This window comes from Enterobacter sp. AN-K1, assembly GCF_020971765.1.
In the GTDB taxonomy this organism is placed as follows: domain Bacteria; phylum Pseudomonadota; class Gammaproteobacteria; order Enterobacterales; family Enterobacteriaceae; genus Enterobacter; species Enterobacter hormaechei_C.
In genome coordinates this window covers 1693188-1715038 of record NZ_CP087390.1, presented here as the reverse complement: position 1 = coordinate 1715038, position 21851 = coordinate 1693188, and the positions used below count along the sequence as shown (strand labels likewise).

The window sequence follows — 21851 nt, the reverse complement described above, 5'->3', positions numbered from 1 at the left end:
GGCATAACGTAATTTGCAGGCCGGATAAGGCGCAGCCGCCATCCGGCAATGTTATTCGATATTCTGGCGCTTAAACGTCACCGCTTCCGGCTGCGTCAGGTGCAAGGTTGTCTGGCTGGGCACCGTCTCGGCAATCACCTTGCCGTGGCGAACAGAGTATCGTGCCGGCGTCTGGCGACGAACTGCATCAAACCCATTCTCTGCCGGGAGAATCACCAGGTTTGCTGTATTCCCAACGCGCACGCCATAGTCCTGCAAATCGAGCGTTTTCGCGCTGTGGGTAGTGATCAGGTTAAGCCCATCATTTATTTGCCCGTAACCCATCAGTTGGCAAACGTGCAGCCCCATATGCAGAACCTGAAGCATATTCGCGGTTCCCAGCGGATACCACGGATCGAAAACGTCGTCATGACCAAAGCAGACGTTGATCTCCGCTTCCAGCATTTCTTTGACGCGTGTGATGCCTCGGCGTTTGGGATAGGTATCGAAACGGCCCTGCAAATGCGTGTTAACCAGCGGGTTTGCCACGAAGTTAATGCCTGACATTTTTAACAGGCGGAACAGTCGGGACGTATACGCGCCATTATAGGAGTGCATCGCCGTGGTATGGCTGGCGGTCACGCGTGAACCCATTCCGTCACGATGTGCCAGTGCGGCAACGGTTTCAACGAAGCGCGATTGTTCATCATCAATCTCATCACAGTGGACATCGATCAGTCGGTCGTACTTTCTGGCCAGGGAAAACGTTTTATGCAGCGACTCAACGCCATATTCACGCGTAAATTCAAAGTGGGGGATTGCGCCGATGACATCCGCCCCTAAACGCACGGCTTCCTCAAGCAGTTCTTCACCGTTCGGATAAGAAAGAATGCCTTCCTGCGGGAATGCCACAATTTGCATATCGACCCACGGGGCGACTTCCTGCTTCACCTCCAGCATGGCTTTCAGTGCCGTAAGGGTGGGGTCCGAGACGTCAACGTGTGTACGTACGTACTGAATGCCGTTGGCGATTTGCCACTTCAGGGTCTGGATCGCGCGAGTTTTAACGTCTTCATGGGTAAGCATCGCCTTGCGTTCGGCCCAGCGCTCGATTCCCTCGAAAAGCGTGCCGGACTGGTTCCAGTTCGGTTCACCCGCCGTTTGCGTTGTATCCAGATGGATATGCGGCTCGATGAAAGGAGGGATAACCAGCCCGCATTCGGCGTCCAGCACCTGACCGACTGGCGCAGAGGCGGTTTCCTGAGGATCGATACGGCTGAAGCGTCCGTCCTCAATCGTGATTTGCCATAAACCCTCTTGCCCCTGCAAACGGGCCTGACGGATAGTGAGGGAATTATTCTGCATGGGAAACCTCCGAAGGATTAGCAAGGGTACGTTTGGCGAATGGGTTTAACACCAAATAGCTGAAGACGCCACCCAATACTGCGTTAACGGGGACAATTCCCGGAATGTAGTGCCCGGCAGCAACACCCAGGGCAACCGAGAAAATGGCAATCCAGTTAACGGACACAAATTTTGCGTGGTCGAAGCTGGCATAGCGGCGGCGATTAATCAGGTAGTCGGCGATAATCACCCCGCCAATCGGCGGAATCGCTGCCGACAAAAAGGTCAGCCAGCCAACGAAGTTGTTGTATAGCCACAGCGCGCACAGCGTACCGATAATGCCATTAACCACCGACAGCGTACGACTGGAAAGGCCAGTAATATTGGCGAAACCCAAACCAGAGGCGTACAACGCGTTGTCATTGGTGGTCCAGATATTCAGGCCAAGAACGACAATGGCCGGCAGCAGCAGTCCCTGGGCGATCATCACGTCAGAAATATCGGCCTGTCCTACGGCGGCAGCGCCTGCCGCACCGAAGATAAACATCAGCGAGTTGCCAAGGAAAAATGCCACCATCGCCACCAGAACGGCACCTTTGGCATTGCGGCCAAAGCGGACGAAGTCGGCGGTCAGCGTGCCTGCGCTGATAAACGAGCCTACGACCAGCGCCAGCGCGCTGGAAAAGTTGAGCGGCGTCTGCGGCACAATGGATTTGAGGTGGTCCAATCCTCCCACGCCGTCCACCGCCAGCCAGACGGAGTAGCTACCCAGGATGACGATAGCGGGTACGGCGATGATGGATAAAATCGTCAGTGCCGAGATGCCAAAAAAAATGGTTAACGTCATCAACAGGCCGGAAACTGCAATCAGGATGTTCACGTCAATGCCCGTGGCTTTACTCACCGGGATGGCAAACATCGCTACGCCGACGCCAAACCACCCTACCTGCGTACCGCCTAAAAGCATGGAGGGAAGCCAGGAACCTTTTATACCGAACGAGTAACGCGCAAGAAGATGGGTTGAGAGGCCGGTTTTTGCGCCAATGTAGCCAAGAAAAGCAGTGTAAATACCGAGGAGGAGATTGCCGAAGAGAACTGCGAGGAAGAAATCATTATAGGAAAGACCGGTACCGAGCGTGCCTCCGGTCCACATACTGGCGGAAAAAAACGTTAACCCTAACATCACAAAAGTGAGTGGAACCACGCCTTTCCGCGCCGCCAGAGGGACGGGGCCCTGGCTATAATTGTTATCTTGCGACACAACGCCTCCTTGAATTTTGGCCAAAAAATCCGCCGCATAATATACATTTTTTTCATGAAAGCAAACGTTTACGTCGGGATTTACGCTGCTTTTTTGCTTAAAAAGGTACCATTAACTTAAGGGTAGGCTACTGAAAACAGGCTCCCCAGCGTTCCGCTTTATGCTTCTGCCGGGGAGTCAGAGGGGCTTACACTTCCAGGAAGTTCATGATCCCGTCAGCCGCTTTACGGCCTTCGGCAATCGCCGTGACCACCAGGTCAGAGCCGCGAACGATGTCGCCACCGGCGAAGATTTTCGGGTTGCTGGTCTGGAACGCGTTATCGCTGCCTTCTGGCGCAATGATGCGGCCCTGAGAGTCCAGCTCTACGCTGTGCTTCGCCAGCCACTCCATGCTGTGAGGACGGAAACCAAACGCCATCACCACGGCGTCAGCCGGGATCACGTGTTCAGAACCGGCCACGATCTCCGCGCGACGACGGCCTTTCGCATCTGGCGCACCCATCTCCGTGCGCGCCATCTTCACGCCGCTCACTTTACCGTTGGCATTCACTTCAATACCCAGAGGCTGGATGTTGAACTGGAACTCGACGCCCTCTTCACGTGCGTTTTTCACTTCGCGCTTAGAGCCCGGCATGTTCTCTTCGTCACGGCGGTAGGCACAGATGACATGCGCCGCATTCTGGCGAATGGAGGTACGCACGCAGTCCATTGCGGTATCACCGCCGCCCAGCACCACCACGCGTTTGCCTTCCATGCTGACGAACGGCTCATCGGCGGTCTCGCCGTAGCCCATTAGCTGTTTGGTATTCGCAATCAGGAACGGCAGCGCGTCGTACACGCCTGGCGCATCTTCGTTCTCCAGACCACCGCGCATGGACTGATAAGTGCCTACGCCCAGGAACACGGCGTCGTAATCTTTCAGCAGGTCGTCGAGCTGCACGTCGCGGCCCACTTCGGTGTTGAGTTTGAACTCAATGCCCATGCCGGTGAAGATTTCGCGGCGGCGGGTCATCACCTCTTTCTCCAGCTTGAAGGCCGGGATACCGAAGGTCAGCAGGCCGCCAATCTCCGGGTGGCGATCAAAGACCACCGCCTTCACGCCGTTACGGGTCAGCACGTCCGCACAGGCCAGGCCTGCCGGGCCCGCGCCGATAATCGCTACGCGCTTGTCGGTTTGACGCACACCGGTCATATCCGGGCGCCAGCCCATCTCGAACGCTTTATCGTTGATATAGCGTTCGATGTTGCCGATGGTTACCGCGCCAAACTCGTCGTTCAGCGTACAGGAGCCTTCACACAGACGATCCTGAGGGCACACGCGGCCGCACACTTCCGGCAGGGTGTTGGTCTGATGAGACAGCTCGGCGGCTTCAAAAATACGCCCTTCGTTGGCCAGCTTCAGCCAGTTCGGGATGTAGTTATGGACCGGACACTTCCATTCGCAGTAAGGGTTACCGCAGGACAGGCAGCGGTCTGCCTGTGCTTTGGCCTGGCCTTCTGAAAACGGCTCATAGATTTCAACAAATTCAATTTTACGGATCTTCAGCGGTTTCTTTGGCGGATCAACACGCTGAAGGTCGATAAACTGGTAAACGTTCTGGCTCATCTGAATTCCTTACTGCGCCTGCACGCGCAGCTCTGCTGCGCTACGACTACGGTGACCCAACAGGGCTTTAACATCGCTGGACTTCGGCTTCACCAGCGCGAATTTCGCAGAGAACGCCGGCCAGTTGGCCAGGATCTCTTCGCCGCGCGAAGAACCGGTATGCTGCACGTGTTCGGTAATTAAACCGCGCAGGTGTTCTTCGTGGATGGCCAGCGTATCAACGTCCAGCACTTCCACCAGCTCCGGGTTCACACGTTTGCGGAACTCACCGTCTTCATCCAGGACGTAGGCAAAACCGCCCGTCATGCCCGCGCCAAAGTTCACGCCGGTTTTACCCAGGACGCACACAATTCCGCCCGTCATGTATTCACAGCCGTTATCGCCGATGCCTTCCACCACGGTGATGGCGCCGGAGTTACGCACCGCAAAACGTTCGCCCGCACGGCCCGCGGCAAACAGACGACCGCCGGTTGCGCCGTACAGACAGGTATTGCCGATGATGCTCGCTTCATGGCTGCGGAAGGCTGAACCAACCGGAGGACGCACCGCCAGCAGACCGCCCGCCATGCCTTTTCCGACGTAGTCGTTGGCATCGCCGGTCAGGTATAACTCAACTCCGCCTGCGTTCCACACGCCGAAGCTCTGACCCGCGGTACCGCTGAAGTGCGCGGTAATCGGATCCGACGCCAGACCCTGGTCACCGTGCGTTTGCGCGATGTAACCGGAGAGGGACGCACCCACGGAACGGTCGGTGTTGCGGATATCAAACCAGAACGTTTTGCTCTGCTTCTCATCCACATACGGCTTCGCCTGTTGCAGCAGCTGTGCGTTCAGCACGCCGTTGTCGAACGGCGGGTTGTTCTCGGTACAGTAAACCGCTTTGCCAGGATGCGGCTGAGCGGTTTCCAGCAGCTTAGACAGCTCCAGCTTCTGCTGCTTGGCCGTGAAGCCCTCAAGCTCTTTCAGCAGGTCGGTACGGCCAATCAGGTCTACCAGACGCTTCACGCCCAGCTGCGCCATCAGCTCGCGGGTTTCACGGGCGATGAAGTCAAAGTAGTTGGTCACTTTGAACGGCAGGCCGTGGTAGTGATTTTTACGTAGCTTTTCGTCCTGGGTAGCAACGCCCGTTGCACAGTTGTTCAGGTGGCAAATACGCAGGTATTTACAGCCGAGCGCAACCATCGGGCCGGTACCGAAGCCGAAGCTTTCCGCTCCCAGAATCGCCGCTTTGATGATGTCGAGGCCGGTTTTCAGTCCGCCGTCCACCTGCAAACGGATCTTGTGACGCAGGCCGTTAGCGACCAGCGCCTGCTGGGTTTCCACCAGGCCGAGCTCCCACGGACAACCCGCGTATTTCACGGAGGAGAGCGGGCTTGCGCCGGTGCCGCCGTCGTAACCGGCGATGGTGATCAGATCCGCATAAGCTTTCGCCACACCGGTGGCAATGGTGCCAACGCCCGGTTCGGAAACCAGCTTCACGGAGATCATCGCTTTCGGGTTGACCTGTTTCAGGTCGAAAATCAGCTGCGCCAGATCCTCGATAGAGTAGATATCGTGGTGCGGCGGCGGGGAGATCAGCGTCACGCCCGGCACTGAATAGCGAAGCTTAGCGATGTATGGGGTGACTTTATCACCCGGCAGCTGACCGCCTTCACCCGGTTTCGCACCCTGCGCGACTTTAATCTGAATCACGTCGGCGTTAACCAGGTACGCAGGCGTTACGCCAAAGCGACCAGACGCCACCTGCTTAATACGGGACACTTTATTGGTGCCATAGCGGGCCGGATCTTCACCGCCTTCGCCGGAGTTGGAGTTGCCGCCGATGCTGTTCATGGCTTCCGCCAGCGCTTCGTGGGCTTCCGGGCTCAGCGCGCCGATAGACATCGCCGCGGTGTCGAAACGTTTGAACAGCTCAGACGCGGGTTCAACCTCGTCAATGCTGACCGCTTCATCACCTGGATTGAGGGCAATGAGATCGCGCAGCGTCGCTGCCGGACGGTTATTCACCAGCTCTGCATACTGCTGATAATCGCTGTACTCGCCGCTCTGCACCGCCTGTTGCAGCGTGCGCACCACGTCCGGGTTATAAGCGTGATACTCACCCCCGTGGACATATTTCAGCAGGCCGCCCTGTTCCAGCGGCTTACGTGCCAGCCAGGCGCGTTTCGACAGGTTCACCAGATCCTGCTGGAAGTCAGCAAAACCGGCGCCGCCGATACGGCTGATCACGCCCTGGAAGCAGAGGTTGGCGACGTCGTCATGCAGGCCGACCGCTTCAAACAGCTTCGAGCAGCGGTAAGAGGCGATGGTCGAGATGCCCATTTTGGACATGATTTTGTACAGACCTTTGTTGATGCCGTTACGGTAGTTCAGCATCACGGCGCGGTAGTCTTTGTCGATCGCGCGGGTATCTACCAGGCGGGCCAGCGTTTCGTAGGCCAGATACGGGTAGATTGCCGTGGCGCCAAAGCCTAACAGCACCGCAAAGTGGTGCGGGTCGCGCGCGCTCGCGGTTTCAACGATGATGTTGGCGTCGCAGCGCAGGCTCTTGTCCACCAGACGCGTCTGGATAGCCCCCACCGCCATGGGTGCAGGCACCGGCAGACGGTTTTTCGCGATGTTGCGGTCAGACAGCACCAGCAGAACGGTGCCGTTACGCACCATCTGCTCGGCTTTATCGCACAGCGCGTTCACCGTCTCTTCGAGGCTCGTTTCGGTCACGTCGAAGGTGATATCGAGCGTGTCGGCGCGATAGTGCTCCTCGGTCATGGTGGTGAGCTGTTTGAAATCGGAGTACAGCAGGATCGGTGATTTAAAGGTCAGACGGTGCGCCTGGCCTTCAGCTTCACAGAAGACGTTCATCTCACGGCCGATGCTGGTGGCCAGCGACATGACGTGGGCTTCGCGCAGCGGATCGATTGGCGGGTTAGTGACCTGCGCAAACTGCTGACGGAAGTAGTCATAAATAATGCGTGGCTGGCTGGAGAGCACGGCAAACGGGGTATCGTCACCCATTGAGCCGACCGCTTCCTGGCCGTTTTCACCGAGCACGCGGATAACCGAGTCCAGCTCTTCCGCGCTGTAGTTAAACTGCTTCTGGAAGCTCGCGAGGGTGTCATCGTCCAGCTCGCGGCTGCCCACTTCTTCGTCCGACAGATCTTCAAACGGCACCAGACGACGCACGTTTTTCTCCATCCACTCTTTGTACGGATGGCGGCTCTTCAGATCGTTGTCTGTTTCGGCGGAATGCAGAATACGCCCACCGCGGGTGTCGATCACCATCAGCTCGCCCGGTCCGACGCGGCCTTTCTCGACCACTTCGTCTGGCTGGTAATCCCAGATCCCGACTTCAGAGGCACAGGTGATGAGCTTGTCTTTGGTAATAACGTAGCGCGCCGGACGCAGACCATTACGGTCCAGGTTACAGGCGGCAAAACGACCGTCGGACATAACGATGCCCGCCGGGCCGTCCCACGGCTCCATGTGCATGGAGTTGAAGTCGAAGAACGCGCGCAGCTCAGGGTCCATATCCGGGTTGTTCTGCCAGGCCGGTGGCACGAGCAGACGCATGGCGCGCACGATGTCCATCCCGCCCGCCAGCAGCAGTTCCAGCATGTTATCCATGGAGCTGGAGTCCGAGCCGGTTTCGTTCACGAACGGCGCGGCATCGTGCAGGTCCGGGATCAGCGGCGTCTGGAATTTATAGGTACGGGCGCGGGCCCACTGACGGTTGCCGGTGATGGTGTTGATCTCGCCGTTATGCGCCAGGTAGCGGAACGGCTGCGCCAGCGGCCAGCGTGGAACGGTGTTGGTGGAGAAGCGCTGGTGGAACAGGCAAATGGCCGATTCCAGACGCAGGTCCGCCAGGTCCAGGTAGAAGCGCGGCAGGTCAGCCGGCATACACAGACCTTTATAGATGTTCACCAGGTTAGAGAGGCTACAGACGTAGAACTCTTTATCGTCCTGGAGACGTTTTTCAATGCGGCGGCGGGCGATAAACAGACGGCGTTCCATATCACGCGGACGCCAGCCCGCAGGCGCATTGACAAAAATCTGTTCAATACGAGGCAGCGAGGAGAGGGCGATTTCACCGAGCACCCCTTCGTTGGTTGGCACATCGCGCCAGCCGACAATCGACAGGGTTTCACGCTGAAGTTCTTCTTCAACGATGCGGCGCGACGCGGCAGCTTTTTCAGGATCCTGATTCAGGAACAGCATACCGACAGCGTAGTTTTTGGCTAAACGCCAGCCGCGCTCTTCCGCTACGATACGGAAGAAACGATCCGGTTTTTGCAGCAGCAGGCCGCAACCGTCGCCGGTTTTACCATCGGCAAGGATGGCGCCACGGTGCTGCATACGGGCCAGTGCGTGAATAGCAGTACGCACTACCTTGTGGCTAGGTTCGCCTTCTATGTGGGCGATCAGGCCGAAACCACAGTTATCCTTCTCAAGGGATTTATCGTACAACATATCAGTGAACCTCCCCAGGCTCGTCGGGCTTCCCACTGAACTTTACCGTGGCGCACAGGCGCAGAAAGAGCATGGCGACGGGGTTAGCGTTTCATACGCGGACCTCGCATTCGCCCTCTTTTTCATCCTTTCGCGCAGGTAAACAAGTTTGAGGACTTGCTTCAGAGGGAATCTCAATTACTGCATAAATATGATGAGCAGGCCGCTCATCCAGAAAGCTTCCAGCGGATTTCCAACTTATCGGGAATTGGTACACAGGTCAAATGGCAATCTTATTTATACAAAAATGTGCTAAAGCGTAGTTATCTTTTTGTTTTTAATATGTATTTAACTATTTTTACAACCACTTAAAGCACCGGGGAGGTGCAGGGGAGTGTGATCTGACTCACTATATGAAAGCGGTATTATCGATGCAGCGTGCTGAAATGCAGATTTATAGCAGAATATTAATCTGGTTTTGCATTCAAACCCGCATAAAATCACTGTTTTTCAGTCCTGGCGCTATAAATGAAAAAAACCATCAGAACATAAGGAAAAGTAATTACGTACAGGGTGAATGAAATCTCGGTAATCGTGATTATTTATTCAAACAGATAAAGGCCGTCCAGGGCGATTGATCCAGGTCATCGCCGACAGAGGCTAAAAATGGCAGGCTTGTCCCCTTTCTTCGGGACGGTCTATCAGATTATGCAGTTACAGAAATTAGTCAATATGTTTGGTGGGGATCTTTTGCAGCGCTATGGGCAAAAGGTTCACAAACTGACGCTGCACGGCGGCTTTAGCTGCCCGAATCGCGATGGCACCATCGGGCGTGGTGGCTGCACTTTCTGTAACGTGGCCTCGTTTGCTGACGAGGCCCAGCAGCATAAATCTATCGCTGAACAGCTCGCCCATCAGGCGAGTCTGGTGAATCGCGCGAAGCAGTATCTGGCCTATTTCCAGGCCTACACCAGCACGTGGGCTGAGGTGCAGGTGCTGCGCTCGATGTATCAGCAGGCGGTTGCTCAAGCGAACATTGTCGGGCTGTGCGTGGGGACGCGTCCGGACTGCGTGCCGGAGGCCGTGCTGGATTTACTTAGTGAGTACAAAGAGAAGGGCTACGAGATCTGGCTGGAGCTGGGCTTGCAGACCGCGCATGACAAAACCCTGCACCGTATCAATCGCGGGCATGATTTCGCCTGCTACCAGCGCACCACGCGTCTCGCCCGTGAGCGTGGATTAAAAGTCTGCTCGCATCTGATTGTCGGCTTGCCAGGAGAAGGGCAGCAGCACGGGCTGGAAACGCTGGAAAAAGTCGTCGAGACCGGCGTGGATGGCATTAAGCTGCATCCGCTGCATATCGTGAAGGGCAGCATAATGGCGAAAGCCTGGGAAGCGGGGCGGTTAAGTGGTATCGAACTCGACGACTATACGGTGACGGCGGGGGAGATGATTCGCCACACGCCTCCGGAGATTGTTTACCACCGCATCTCGGCCAGCGCCCGCCGCCCAACGCTTCTGGCACCGCTCTGGTGTGAGAACCGCTGGACGGGGATGCTGGAAATCGACCGCTATCTACAGGAGAACGGCGTACAGGGGTCGGCGCTTGGCCGCCCGTGGGTTCCCCCGCTACCGGCGACGGCCGCCTAGCAGACTTCCCAGCATGCCGCGTACTATCTGGTTGGTAATCTGACGCGTCGCACTTTTTGCCATGGTCTGAACCACGCCATCGCGTTTGCCGCCGCGTGGCCCGGTGCTGCCGAACAGAATATCTTTCAGCCCGCCGAGAATGCCGTCGTCCACGGCAACAGATTGCCCTTTTGCGGCAGGGGCATCCTGCGATTCGGCAGTCGCCTGCACCCCTTTTTGCAGCATCTCGAACGCGGATTCGCGATCCACCTCGTCTTCATACTTCCCGTACACCGGGGAGTGATTAATCAGGGCGTTGCGTTCATCGTCCGTTACCGGCCCCATGCGCGAGCAGGGCGCAATCACCATCGCACGCTCGACAACTGTCGGGCTGCCTTTTGCATCGAGGAACGAAATCAGCGCTTCACCGGTACCCAGCGCCTGAATGGCGGTTTCGGTATCAAAGGCCGGATTGGCACGCATGGTTTGCGCCGCGGCTTTGACCGCTCTCTGATCTTTCGGCGTAAAGGCGCGCAGGGCGTGCTGCACGCGGTTACCCAGCTGCCCCAGTACGTTGTCCGGAATATCCGACGGGTTTTGCGACACAAACCAGACCCCGACACCTTTGGAGCGGATCAGGCGGATAACCTGTTCAATTTTATCCAGCAGCACCTGCGGCGCGTCGTTAAACAACAGGTGCGCTTCGTCAAAGAAGAACACCAGTTTGGGTTTTTCCAGATCGCCTGCTTCCGGCAGTTGTTCGTACAGTTCAGAGAGCATCCACAGCAGGCTGGCGGCGTAAAGCTTCGGCATCTGGTAGAGCTTCTCTGCGCTCAGAATGTTGATGATGCCTTTGCCGCTGCTGTCGGTACGCATCCAGTCTTTGATATCCAGCATTGGCTCGCCGAAGAAGTGTTCGGCACCCTGTTGCTCCAGCGTCAGGAGCCCGCGCTGAATGGCGCCCACCGAGGCGCTGCTGATATTGCCGTACTGATTCTGGAAGGATTTGGCGTTATCGCCAATGTACTGGGTGATGGCGCGCAGATCTTTGAAGTCGAGCAGCAGTAGCCCCTGATCGTCGGCGATACGGAAGATAATGTTCAGTACCCCGGACTGCACGTCGTTGAGGTTAAGCAGACGGGCCAGCAGCAGCGGGCCGAGGTCGGAGACGGTGGCGCGCACCGGATGGCCTTTTTCGCCGAAGATATCCCAGGCCACCACCGGATTACCGTGCGGCGTCCAGTCGGTGATGCCGATATTTTTCAGGCGCTCGAGGAGTTTTTCTGACGCTGCACCTTCCTGAGCCACCCCGGTTAAATCGCCCTTCACGTCAGCCATAAAAACCGGCACGCCAGTCTCTGACAACGACTCAGCCAGCTTTTGCAGGGTGACGGTTTTTCCCGTCCCGGTCGCGCCGGTGATCAGGCCATGACGGTTCGCCATCGCGGGCAGTAAAAACAGCTCTTTTTCCAGCGTCCTGGCGATTAACAATGGTGTACTCATGATGCACGTCCTCTCGTAGTCCTGGGTGGAGTATAGGCAACCTGACGGCAAAATGTCTGCGTAAATTCCTCACTTTGCGGCGCATTATCCAGTGCGGACTATGCTTTTGCATACGGTAAACAAAATTTTGGGAAACTATGTCCAGATTCTTTTTTAACGACCGCAAACAGCTTGTCAACGATGCCATTGAAGGCATACTTCTCTCGGCGCCGCACGGTAATCTCGTCAAACTGGATATCGATCCGGCCATCCGCGTGGTGGCACGCGGCGACTGGGATAAAAGCCGCGTGGCGGTGATCTCCGGTGGCGGCTCCGGCCATGAACCGGCACATGCCGGGTTCGTCGGTAAAGGCATGCTTACCGCAGCGGTGTGTGGCGATCTGTTCGCTTCCCCAAGCGTCGATGCGGTCCTCAATGCCATTGTGGCGGTGACGGGCGATCGTGGCTGCCTGCTGATTGTGAAAAACTACACCGGTGACCGGCTTAACTTTGGCCTGGCGGCGGAAAAAGCCAAACGCTACGGCCTGAAGGTCGAGATGGTTATCGTGGCGGATGATATCGCCCTACCGGATAACAAGCAGCCGCGTGGTATCGCGGGAACGGCGCTGGTGCATAAGATTGCGGGATATGCGGCAGAACAGGGGAAATCGCTAAACGACGTGCGGGATATTGCGCAACAGGCCTGCGATAACCTCTGGAGCCTGGGGGTTGCGATGCAAACCTGTAACCTGCCGGGTAGCGATGATGAAGAAGGACGCATCAGGCAAGGCCACGTGGAGCTGGGGCTGGGGATTCACGGCGAGCCGGGGGCATCGGTGGTGGATACGCAGAACAGCAGGGCGATTATCGATACGCTGGTGACGCCGCTAAAAGCCCAGGCGGGTGACGGGCGCTTTGCGGTGCTGATCAACAACCTCGGCGGCGTGTCAGCGCTGGAGATGGCTCTGCTCACCAAAGAGCTGGCGCATTCGGCGTTGAAAGAGAACATTGCGTATCTGATTGGCCCGGCGCCGCTGGTGAGTGCGCTGGATATGAAAGGCTTTTCGCTAACGCTGTTAAAGCTCAACGATTTCTTCGAGAAGGCGATTCACGCCGAGGTCGAGACGCTGGGCTGGCAGAAGCCCGTCGCGTTCGCGCCCCTGCGTACCGTCCCCCATAGCGCCCTTCATGATCGCGTGGAATATACCCCGTCGGACAATCCGCAGGTGAGCGAGGCCGTCGCCTCGGTAACGAAAACATTGATCCAGCTGGAAAATCGCCTTAACGCGCTGGATGCCAAAGTAGGCGATGGCGATACGGGCTCCACCTTTGCGCAAGGGGCGCGGGATATTGCGCAGCGACTTGAGGAGAACAACCTGCCCCTTAACGACGTGCCGACATTCCTCCTGCTGGTTGGCGAGCGGCTGGCAACGGTGATGGGCGGATCGAGTGGGGTGTTGATGTCGATCTTCTTCACTGCGGCAGGACAAAAGCTTCACGATGGACAGCCGCTACCTGAAGCATTGCTGAGCGGACTGGCGCAGATGAAGCAGTATGGCGGTGCAGATCTCGGCGATCGTACGCTGATCGATGCCCTGCAACCGGCGCTGGAGGCGTTACAGAAAGGCAATATTCAGGCGGCAGCGCAGGCCGCGCAGCAAGGGGCTGAAGCAACGGCGAAAATGGCGAAAGCCGGCGCGGGACGCTCGTCGTACGTGAATAAAGAGAATCTGGACGGGGTGATGGATCCGGGAGCGGTCGCGGTGGCGGAAGTGTTTAAGACCATGGTAGATGCAAAACGGTAACAACCGTTACCGTTTTTAGTGTTTGCGCCCTCTCCCTGTGGGAGAGGGTTGGGGTGAGGGCATCAGGGAGCACATTCCCCGGCAATCTCACATCAGAAATCCGCTTTCAACACCACGCGGTAGCGGGCTTTGCCGTCGCGCACGTGCTGGATCGCTTCGTTGATTTTTGACATCGGGTACAGCTCGGTGGTGGGTGCCACTTTTGTGCGTCCGGCAAACTTCATCAGCTTGCGTAACTCATATGGTGTGCCGGTAGCAGAGCCGGATATGCTGCGATCGCCGCCGATCAGGGTAAACGCCGGAACCGGCAGCGGCTTCATCACCGCACCCACGGTGTGGAAGTTACCGCCGTAGGCCAGGGCTTCAAAGTACGGCTGCCAGTCGAGATCGACGTTCACGGTGTTAATGATCAGGTCAAACTGGCCTGCCAGAGCGGTGAGCGCCTGGGGATCGCGACTGTTCACCACTTTATCCGCACCCATCGCCAGCACTTCCTGCTCTTTCGCCGGGTTAGAGCTGAACGCCGTCACTTCACAGCCCATCGCGTGCAGCAGCTTGATGGCGATATGGCCCAGACCGCCAATCCCGATCACGCCCACGCGGCTGGTGGCGGTGACGTGATGCATCAGCAGCGGTTTAAAGACGGTGATACCGCCACACAGCAGCGGACCTGCGGATTCAATATCAATGCTATCCGGCAGCGGGATAACCCATTGCCAGTCGGCGCGCAGCTTATCGGCGAAACCGCCCTTGTTCAGGATGGTCGGCGTTGCGCCCTCAAGGCAGTTGATCTGATTGCCGCTGATACAGGCGTCGCAGTGGCCGCAGCTGCGTGCCGTCCAGCCGATACCCACGCGCTGGCCCACTTTCAGCCCTTTGTCCTGCGCGGCGCTGCCGAGCGCCACGACGCGGCCAATGACTTCGTGCCCGGCCACCAGCGGATAGCTGGAGAAGCCCCATTCATTGTCGATCATCGAGAGATCTGAGTGGCAGATCCCGCAGTAATCAACCTGTACTTCGACGTCTTCCGCTTTTAGTTCGCCCGCATCGTACTCGTACAGCTCAAGTTCTGCACCCGCCTGCGGTGCGGCGTAGCTTTTTATCTTCGACATCGCATTTCCCCTGTTTTGGTGTGAACTGTGAGTGTAGAGCATTCAGTTTACAGACGCTTAACAGAAGACGGCAGGAACAAAACTTACAGATTTTTCAGCATCCTGACTTCGCAGTCCACGTGGCCCGTGCAGCCCAGTGGCGCATCGATATGCTCAAAGCCGAGATGTTCATACAGGCCAATGGCCTCTTTAAGGAAAGCGGTGGTTTCAAGGTAGCAACGTTTAAAGCCCTGTGAGCGTGCATGTTCCAGGGCGACCAGCGCCAGCTTTTTCGCCAGGCCTTGTCCGCGTATCGTTGGCAGGAAATACATTTTCTGGAGTTCACAGATATCCGGCTCGCTGCAAAGCAGTGGGGCAATGCCGCCGCCGCCCACGACCTGGCCGTCCTGCTCGATGACCCAGTAGGCATGACCCGGCTGGCTGTACAGCTGAAAAAGTTCGTCCAGATTTGGGTCGGCCACGGTGTAGCCTTTGTCGGCGGTCAGGCCATATTCGGCAGAAACCGTGCGGATAACGGCGGCGATAGCCGGGTTGTCGCTGGCGGATATCCGGCGGAGTGTAGGGAGGGACTGCGTGGAGCTCATTTTGTTACTCAATCAATAAAAATTCATCATAGTGATATTTGATACCACCCTCTTTACAATCATGCAAGGCAGAGATAATGACAGGGAAGAATTTTCATCATCCACATGGTGTTTATACCATTTCGCTCATGTTCTCTTTTTCAAAGTTATATTATTTTCTGTTGTTGTGAAGTGCGCTGTTATTATTTATCAGGATGATGAATTATGAATATAGATACGCTTTTATCAATGTCTTTGCCGTGTGAAGTTTTTTCCACGTTCCACCGTTTTGAAAACTATTATGTAGATGATATGCAGTGTGGAGATTTAGTCGATAGGGATTTCCAGTTATTAGGACTTGAGGACATTTCTGCGCGGGTAGACCCGTTCAGGTGTTTGCAATTCAATGCGAATAATTTCTATAGTCCTCGGGTGGCGGACTTCGGCCTACGGAAACCGCAGGGTGTGTCACTTAGCCGTCAGCGCTGCGCTGAGATTATGTTTGATGAGATGATAGAACTCTCGACACAATTTGCTCACGGGCCATACGCCCCGCTTATAGGTGAGTTGATTAATCATTTTCATTACGGTAATGGAGGATCATGGCACAGTGAGCGTCTGAGTAGAGCATATGCAGAAGTGATTAGAGGTACAGAAACAAATCATTTGTTGCATTGCATTCAGACGGAGATAAATGAACGTTTCTATCTGAAACAGCAGATAGGGATTGATTTTAATTTTCTTACGGCTTTAAGCGGACACATCACTAGAAACGTCAGGCTGCCAAAATTTAACCGTTTCATCGATAGGTTTAATGGGTTGGGAATAAGCGTACATGATATTTATGCCCAGAAGGTCAGCCTGGAAAGTTTCCATCGCAATGCTGTATCCTGGGAGGGGGTGCTGTTATTTACCGGACAGGATCATTTTGGTCTTGGGACGGAAGATATTACAAATGACTTCTATAAGAACTTTCGCTTCTTCCGCCTTTGGTTTTTTTTGCAACGACATCGCGATTATGCATTTAAACCCTTCATGACAAATTTTAGAGCTTATATTCATATAAACGGTGGCGTTTGATGCTGAATCATCGGAAACGTAAAGCGGCTTTTCTTAGCCTGGTGCTGTTGATAACCTGCTATTTACTCTGGACTCAACGACCAGTGACTATCATCCGCGCCGGTAGCCATGCTGAGTATGATCCCGGATTTGTCCTCAAGGAGTTTGCCAGCAAAGACAGAAAATTTGAGGCCTATGGAATCCTGGTAGACCATCTGGCTTTAACGGAGTGGGGACGTATTCATTGGTATCTGGATCATAAAGAAGAACTGAAAAACCTTTATCACATACCATCATCCGATGGCTATAACATTACCTTTTGGGATATCGGTGATGGCTTTACTGATTTTGCAAGCTCAGGGGATGGCGATATGTATTGCCTGCCTCCGATAAAGGAAACAGAAAAACATTGTGTTGAGAAAAATATGCTTATGAGCGTGGATTATGAGCAAGGTTACTATGAAAAATTCTCCTTCAGTAAGAGTGAGTATTACTGGATAACCATGCCGGACGGGAAGTTGGTGCGAATAAAAAATGCGTTATAAAAGAAAACACCGGAGAGAGTCTCCGGTGTTTTCATGATATTACAGCGCCGCAATAACCGCCTGCTGCTCGATCAGTTTGGTCTTCGCATCGGCGAAGGCAACCAGACGCTCACGCTCTTTGGCGATGACCGCTTCCGGCGCGCGGGCCACAAAGCCCTCGTTCGCCAGTTTGCTTTCGATTTTGCCAATTTCCACGTCGACTTTCGCCACTTCTTTCGCCAGACGCGCCAGCTCCGCATCTTTGTCGATCAGGCCCGCCATCGGGATCAGCAGCTCCGCGCCGTCGATGATTTTGGTCACGGAAACCGGACCTTTGTCATCGGCAGGCAGCACGGTGATGCTTTCCAGACGCGCCATGGTTTTCAGGAAGGTGTTGTTCTCGGTGACGCGACGAACGGCAGCTTCGCTGCAACCGCGCAGCAGCAGCTCCAGTGGTTTACCCGGAGCGATGTTCATTTCCGCGCGGATGTTACGTACCGCAACGATCGCCTGCTTCAGCCACTCGGTATCCGCAGACGCGGCTTCATCCACTTTCGCGGCGTCGAATGCCGGGAACGGCTGGAGCATGATGGTATCGGCATTAATACCGGCAATCACCTTCACGCGCTGCCAGATGGTTTCGGTGATGAACGGAATGATCGGGTGCGCAAGGCGCAGCAGACCTTCCAGAACGGTAATCAGCGTATTACGCGTGCCGCGCAGTTCCGCTTCAGAACCGCCGTTCATGACCGGCTTCGCCAGCTCCAGGTACCAGTCGCAGAACTGGTTCCAGGTGAATTCGTACAGGATGCCTGCCGCGATGTCGAAGCGGTAGCTGTCCAGCGCGTCGCGGAATGCTTTCACCGTCTGGTTAAATTCCGCCAGGATCCAGCGGTCTGCCAGAGACAGGGTCATTTCGCCGCCGTTAAAGCCGCAATCCTGATCTTCGGTGTTCATCAGCACGAAGCGGCTGGCGTTCCACAGCTTGTTACAGAAGTTACGGTAACCTTCCAGACGCTTCATATCCCAGTTGATGTCACGACCGGTGGAGGCCAGCGCCGCCAGGGTGAAGCGCAGGGCGTCGGTACCGTGAGATTCGATCCCGTTCGGGAACTGCTTCTCGGTACGCTTGCGGATTTTCTCTGCCAGCTGCGGCTGCATCATGTTGCCGGTACGTTTTTCCAGCAGCTCTTCCAGAGAGATACCGTCCACCATATCCAGCGGGTCGATAACGTTACCCTTGGATTTGGACATCTTCTGGCCTTCGTCGTCGCGGATCAGGCCGGTCATGTAGACGGTATGGAACGGAACCTGCGGCTTGCCGTCTTCGTCTTTGATGAAGTGCATGGTCATCATGATCATGCGGGCAATCCAGAAGAAGATGATGTCGAAGCCGGAGACCATCACGCTGGTTGGGTGGAACTGACGCAGCGCGTCGGTGTTTTCCGGCCAGCCGAGGGTGGAGAAGGTCCACAGCGCGGAGGAGAACCAGGTATCCAGCACGTCTTCGTCCTGGCGCAGGGCAACATCCGCGCCCAGGTTGTTTTCCTGACGCACTTCCTCTTCGGTGCGGCCAACGTAGACATTGCCTTCGTTGTCGTACCATGCCGGGATACGGTGACCCCACCACAGCTGACGGGAAATACACCAGTCCTGAATATCGCGCATCCAGGAGAAGTACATGTTTTCGTACTGCTTCGGCACGAACTGAATGCTGCCGTTCTCAACCGCTTCCACAGCCGGTTTCGCCAGCACGTCGGCACGCACGTACCACTGGTCGGTCAGCATTGGCTCGATAACCACGCCGCCACGGTCGCCGTACGGCACGGTCAGATCGTGAGGTTTAATCTCTTCCAGCAGGCCGAGTGCGTCAACGGCGGCTACGATGGCTTTACGCGCGGCAAAGCGCTCCAGCTTCTGGAACTCAGCCGGGATGTCGCTGGAATAAACGTCGGATTCGTTGCCTTTGGTGTCATACACTTCTGCGCTTTCGCGGATATCGCCGTCGAAGGTCAGAATGTTGATCATCGGAAGTTGATGACGACGACCGACTTCATAGTCGTTGAAGTCATGCGCCGGGGTGATTTTCACGCAGCCGGTGCCTTTTTCCATGTCGGCGTGTTCGTCGCCCACAATCGGAATACGGCGGTTCACCAGCGGCAGTACCACGAATTTGCCGATCAGATCTTTATAACGCGGATCTTCCGGGTTAACGGCCACGCCGGTATCGCCCAGCAGGGTTTCCGGACGGGTGGTCGCCACCACCAGGTAATCTTTACCGTCGGCGGTTTTTGCGCCGTCGGCCAGCGGATAGCGGATGTGCCACATGGAGCCTTTAGACTCGCGGTTTTCCACTTCCAGGTCAGAGATGGCGGTGCGCAGTTTCGGGTCCCAGTTGACCAGGCGCTTGCCACGATAAATCAGGTCTTCTTTGTACAGGCGCACAAAGACTTCTTTCACGGCGTTGGACAGGCCTTCATCCATGGTGAAGCGCTCGCGCTCCCAGTCTACGGAGTTGCCGAGACGGCGCATCTGACGGGTAATGGTGCCGCCGGATTCTGCCTTCCACTGCCAGATTTTGTCGATGAACGCGTCGCGACCGTAGTCGTGGCGGGTTTTACCCTCTTCAGCGGCAATTTTACGCTCAACCACCATCTGGGTCGCGATACCCGCGTGGTCAGTCCCCGCCTGCCACAGGGTATTTTTGCCCTGCATGCGCTGGTAGCGGATCATGGTATCCATGATGGTCTGCTGGAAAGCATGCCCCATATGCAAACTGCCGGTGACGTTCGGCGGCGGGATCATGATGCAGAAGGACTCTTTGCTTTCGTCGCCGTTAGGCTTGAAATAGCCCTGCTGTTCCCAGTGCTCGTAAAGCGGCTGTTCGATATCGCGTGGGTTATATGTCTTTTCCATTATTTCCAGGTTGCCGTATTCAGGTTAAAACCGGCCAGGCGGTACGCTTTGTAGCGTTCGCGCGCCAGTTGTTTCAAGGATTCTTCGTAAGGGACAAAGTCTACCACTTCTGTGAAAGCGGTGGCAAAATCTGCAAAGTCTGTCCGCAGGCTAATGAGAATATCGCGCGCGCTGCTGTTGCGTTTTTGCGGCCAGGCAATCTCCACCGGTGCCCCGCCGCGTGGACCTTCGCCCGACAGGTTATGCGGAACAAAACTCTCCGGCGGGCGCGCCCATAGCGCTTCATCCAGGCGAATCGCCTGCTGCTCATCTTCACAGGCAATCAGGACGCGTTTACCTGCGCGCCAACGTTCTGCGGCAATTTCACACACCAGCTGTTCAACGGCGCTGAGGCCATCCTGATGGGTGTCATTGTCCAGAAGGTAGAACGTTGCATTCTTCATATATGGGGCTTCTTGTCGTGGATTTAAATGCAAAGCCGGGTGGCGCTTCGCTTACCCGGCCTACGGTTGAGTGGCGTGTAGGCCGGGTAAGGCGTAGCCGCCACCCGGCGTTTTACATCACTCGTCGCCGTTAAAACCCGCACGATTGAGCAGGAACTGCGACAGCAGCGCCACCGGACGTCCGGTCGCGCCTTTGGCTTTACCGGAGCGCCATGCGGTCCCCGCGATGTCCAGGTGCGCCCAGTTGTACTTGCGGGTAAAGCGCGCCAGGAAGCAGCCCGCGGTAATTGCTCCGCCAGGACGACCGCCGATGTTCGCCATGTCTGCGAAGTTAGACTCCAGCTGTTCCTGGAACTCGTCCCCCAGCGGCAGACGCCACGCGCGGTCGCCGGCCTGCTCGGACGCGCCGATCAGCTCATGCGCCAGCGGGTTGTGGTTCGACATCAGGCCAGTGATGTGATGGCCCAGCGCGATCACGCAGGCGCCGGTCAGGGTAGCCACGTCGATAACCGCTTCAGGTTCGAAACGCTCAACGTAAGTCAGCACGTCGCACAGCACCAGACGGCCTTCGGCGTCGGTGTTCAGCACCTCAACGGTCTGGCCGGACATGGTGGTCAGCACATCACCCGGACGATAAGCGCGGCCGCCAGGCATGTTTTCGCAGCCCGCCAGCACGCCGATCACGTTGATGGGCAACTGAAGTTCCGCGACCATGCGCATGACGCCGTAAACCGCCGCCGCGCCGCACATGTCGTACTTCATCTCATCCATGCCTTCTGAAGGCTTGATGGAGATACCGCCGGAGTCGAAGGTCAGCCCTTTACCGACGAGCACGATGGGTCGCGCATCTTCTGACGGATTGCCCTTGTACTCAATGACCGACATCAGGGATTCGTTCTGGGAACCGTTACCGACCGCCAGATAAGAGTGCATCCCCAGCTCTTTCATCTGCTGTTCGCCGATAACGCGGGTGATGACGTTCTTGCTGTACGCGTCAGCCAGCTGGCGCGCCTGAGACGCCAGGTACGCGGCGTTACAGATGTTTGGCGGCATATTGCCAAGATCTTTTGCCGCTTTAATACCGGCGGCAATGGCCAGACCGTGCTGAATGGCGCGCTCGCCGCTGGTCAGCTCGCGACGGGTTGGCACGTTAAAGACCATTTTACGCAGCGGGCGACGCGGCTCGCTTTTGGTGGTCTTCAGCTGATCAAAGCTGTAGAGGCTCTCTTTTGCGGTTTCGACGGCCTGACGCACTTTCCAGTACGTGTTGCGGCCCTTAACGTGCAGCTCCGTCAGGAAGCAGACGGCTTCCATCGAACCAGTATCATTCAGTGTATTAATGGTTTTCTGAATAACCTGCTTGTACTGGCGCTCATCAAGCTCACGTTCTTTACCACAGCCAATCAGCAGAATACGCTCGGACAGGACGTTCGGAACATGGTGCAGCAACAGGGTCTGCCCTGGTTTGCCTTCCAGTTCGCCACGGCGCAGCAGGGCGCTGATATAGCCGTCGCTGATTTTATCGAGTTGCTCGGCGATCGGGGAGAGTCGGCGTGGTTCAAAGACGCCCACAACGATGCAGGCACTCCGCTGTTTCTCCGGGCTACCGCTTTTTACACTGAACTCCATGCACTACGCTCCTGAATCTTAAAGACAACGGCGGCGGCTACGGATAGAAT

At 56.2% G+C, this 21851-nt stretch carries 14 protein-coding genes; 4 read left to right on the top strand and 10 right to left on the bottom strand.

Features of this window, described 5'->3' with window-relative positions:
- Nucleotides 1-51 precede the first annotated feature (51 nt).
- The 4 genes from LOC22_RS08225 to gltB form a co-directional block, all read right to left on the bottom strand.
- A complete protein-coding gene (locus tag LOC22_RS08225) occupies nucleotides 52-1344 on the bottom strand; it encodes a cytosine deaminase (protein WP_163293897.1) in 1293 nt (430 codons plus the stop codon).
- The gene (gene codB, locus LOC22_RS08220; protein WP_017382720.1) at nucleotides 1334-2584 is read right to left on the bottom strand and encodes a cytosine permease; all 1251 of its coding nucleotides are present in this window, start codon (nucleotides 2582-2584) and stop codon (nucleotides 1334-1336) included. Before codB ends, LOC22_RS08225 begins: the two co-directional genes overlap by 11 nt.
- Before the next feature lie 187 nt (nucleotides 2585-2771).
- A complete protein-coding gene (gene gltD / locus LOC22_RS08215; protein WP_017382721.1) occupies nucleotides 2772-4190 on the bottom strand; it encodes a glutamate synthase subunit GltD in 1419 nt (472 codons plus the stop codon).
- Nucleotides 4191-4199: 9 nt separating this feature from the next.
- Nucleotides 4200-8660: a glutamate synthase large subunit gene (gene gltB, locus LOC22_RS08210; RefSeq protein WP_017382722.1), complete on the bottom strand. Its 4461-nt coding sequence runs from the start codon at nucleotides 8658-8660 to the stop codon at nucleotides 4200-4202.
- Between the two features lie 687 nt (nucleotides 8661-9347).
- On the opposite strand from gltB, the gene LOC22_RS08205 reads away from it, so the two are divergent.
- Entirely contained in the window at nucleotides 9348-10289 is a 942-nt protein-coding gene (locus LOC22_RS08205; RefSeq protein WP_096152317.1) for a TIGR01212 family radical SAM protein, read from the top strand.
- Here LOC22_RS08205 and LOC22_RS08200 read toward each other — a convergent pair.
- Nucleotides 10269-11771 carry a helicase HerA-like C-terminal domain-containing protein gene (locus LOC22_RS08200; RefSeq protein ID WP_230239483.1) on the bottom strand — a complete coding sequence of 501 codons (1503 nt, stop codon included), beginning with the start codon at nucleotides 11769-11771 and terminating at the stop codon, nucleotides 10269-10271. The two genes, LOC22_RS08205 and LOC22_RS08200, sit on opposite strands and share 21 nt — an antisense overlap.
- A gap of 137 nt (nucleotides 11772-11908) precedes the next feature.
- Here LOC22_RS08200 and LOC22_RS08195 point away from each other — a divergent pair, with 137 nt between their 5' ends.
- Nucleotides 11909-13555: a dihydroxyacetone kinase subunit DhaK gene (locus LOC22_RS08195; protein WP_032655246.1), complete on the top strand. Its 1647-nt coding sequence runs from the start codon at nucleotides 11909-11911 to the stop codon at nucleotides 13553-13555.
- 92 nt (nucleotides 13556-13647) lie between these two features.
- On the opposite strand, the gene ahr is transcribed toward LOC22_RS08195, so the two are convergent.
- Entirely contained in the window at nucleotides 13648-14667 is a 1020-nt protein-coding gene (gene ahr, locus LOC22_RS08190) for an NADPH-dependent aldehyde reductase Ahr (RefSeq protein ID WP_015571992.1), read from the bottom strand.
- Nucleotides 14668-14750: 83 nt separating this feature from the next.
- On the bottom strand, nucleotides 14751-15251 hold the full coding sequence (locus LOC22_RS08185; RefSeq protein WP_045141585.1) for a GNAT family N-acetyltransferase: 501 nt from the start codon (nucleotides 15249-15251) through the stop codon (nucleotides 14751-14753).
- 204 nt (nucleotides 15252-15455) lie between these two features.
- On the opposite strand from LOC22_RS08185, the gene LOC22_RS08180 reads away from it, so the two are divergent.
- Together LOC22_RS08180 and LOC22_RS08175 are read left to right on the top strand one after the other, a co-directional pair.
- The gene (locus LOC22_RS08180; protein WP_230239482.1) at nucleotides 15456-16310 is read left to right on the top strand and encodes a DUF3289 family protein; all 855 of its coding nucleotides are present in this window, start codon (nucleotides 15456-15458) and stop codon (nucleotides 16308-16310) included.
- Nucleotides 16310-16834, top strand: coding sequence for a DUF943 family protein (locus LOC22_RS08175; RefSeq protein ID WP_045141583.1), 525 nt, complete (start codon nucleotides 16310-16312; stop codon nucleotides 16832-16834). Before LOC22_RS08180 ends, LOC22_RS08175 begins: the two co-directional genes overlap by 1 nt.
- A gap of 39 nt (nucleotides 16835-16873) precedes the next feature.
- On the opposite strand, the gene LOC22_RS08170 is transcribed toward LOC22_RS08175, so the two are convergent.
- From LOC22_RS08170 to pepA, 3 genes are all read right to left on the bottom strand, one after another.
- Nucleotides 16874-19729, bottom strand: a complete 2856-nt coding sequence (locus tag LOC22_RS08170; RefSeq protein WP_017382726.1) for a valine--tRNA ligase — start codon at nucleotides 19727-19729, stop codon at nucleotides 16874-16876.
- Nucleotides 19729-20172 (bottom strand): DNA polymerase III subunit chi, encoded by a 444-nt coding sequence (holC, locus tag LOC22_RS08165; protein ID WP_003861884.1) that lies wholly within the window; start codon nucleotides 20170-20172, stop codon nucleotides 19729-19731. Before holC ends, LOC22_RS08170 begins: the two co-directional genes overlap by 1 nt.
- A gap of 117 nt (nucleotides 20173-20289) precedes the next feature.
- Complete coding sequence (gene pepA, locus LOC22_RS08160; RefSeq protein ID WP_003861882.1) at nucleotides 20290-21801, bottom strand: leucyl aminopeptidase; 1512 nt, start codon at nucleotides 21799-21801, stop codon at nucleotides 20290-20292.
- Between the last annotated feature and the right edge of the window lie 50 nt (nucleotides 21802-21851).

What these genes read in the sequence shown, in the direction of transcription:
- LOC22_RS08225 (WP_163293897.1), bottom strand. Translation starts at nt 1,344, where the DNA reads ATGCAGAATAATTCCCTCACTATCCGTCAGGCCCGTTTGCAGGGGCAA.
- gltD (WP_017382721.1), bottom strand. Translation starts at nt 4,190, where the DNA reads ATGAGCCAGAACGTTTACCAGTTTATCGACCTTCAGCGTGTTGATCCG.
- gltB (WP_017382722.1), bottom strand. Translation starts at nt 8,660, where the DNA reads ATGTTGTACGATAAATCCCTTGAGAAGGATAACTGTGGTTTCGGCCTG.
- LOC22_RS08205 (WP_096152317.1), top strand. Translation starts at nt 9,348, where the DNA reads ATGCAGTTACAGAAATTAGTCAATATGTTTGGTGGGGATCTTTTGCAG.
- LOC22_RS08200 (WP_230239483.1), bottom strand. Translation starts at nt 11,771, where the DNA reads ATGAGTACACCATTGTTAATCGCCAGGACGCTGGAAAAAGAGCTGTTT.
- LOC22_RS08195 (WP_032655246.1), top strand. Translation starts at nt 11,909, where the DNA reads ATGTCCAGATTCTTTTTTAACGACCGCAAACAGCTTGTCAACGATGCC.
- ahr (WP_015571992.1), bottom strand. Translation starts at nt 14,667, where the DNA reads ATGTCGAAGATAAAAAGCTACGCCGCACCGCAGGCGGGTGCAGAACTT.
- LOC22_RS08185 (WP_045141585.1), bottom strand. Translation starts at nt 15,251, where the DNA reads ATGAGCTCCACGCAGTCCCTCCCTACACTCCGCCGGATATCCGCCAGC.
- LOC22_RS08180 (WP_230239482.1), top strand. Translation starts at nt 15,456, where the DNA reads ATGAATATAGATACGCTTTTATCAATGTCTTTGCCGTGTGAAGTTTTT.
- LOC22_RS08175 (WP_045141583.1), top strand. Translation starts at nt 16,310, where the DNA reads ATGCTGAATCATCGGAAACGTAAAGCGGCTTTTCTTAGCCTGGTGCTG.
- LOC22_RS08170 (WP_017382726.1), bottom strand. Translation starts at nt 19,729, where the DNA reads ATGGAAAAGACATATAACCCACGCGATATCGAACAGCCGCTTTACGAG.
- holC (WP_003861884.1), bottom strand. Translation starts at nt 20,172, where the DNA reads ATGAAGAATGCAACGTTCTACCTTCTGGACAATGACACCCATCAGGAT.
- pepA (WP_003861882.1), bottom strand. Translation starts at nt 21,801, where the DNA reads ATGGAGTTCAGTGTAAAAAGCGGTAGCCCGGAGAAACAGCGGAGTGCC.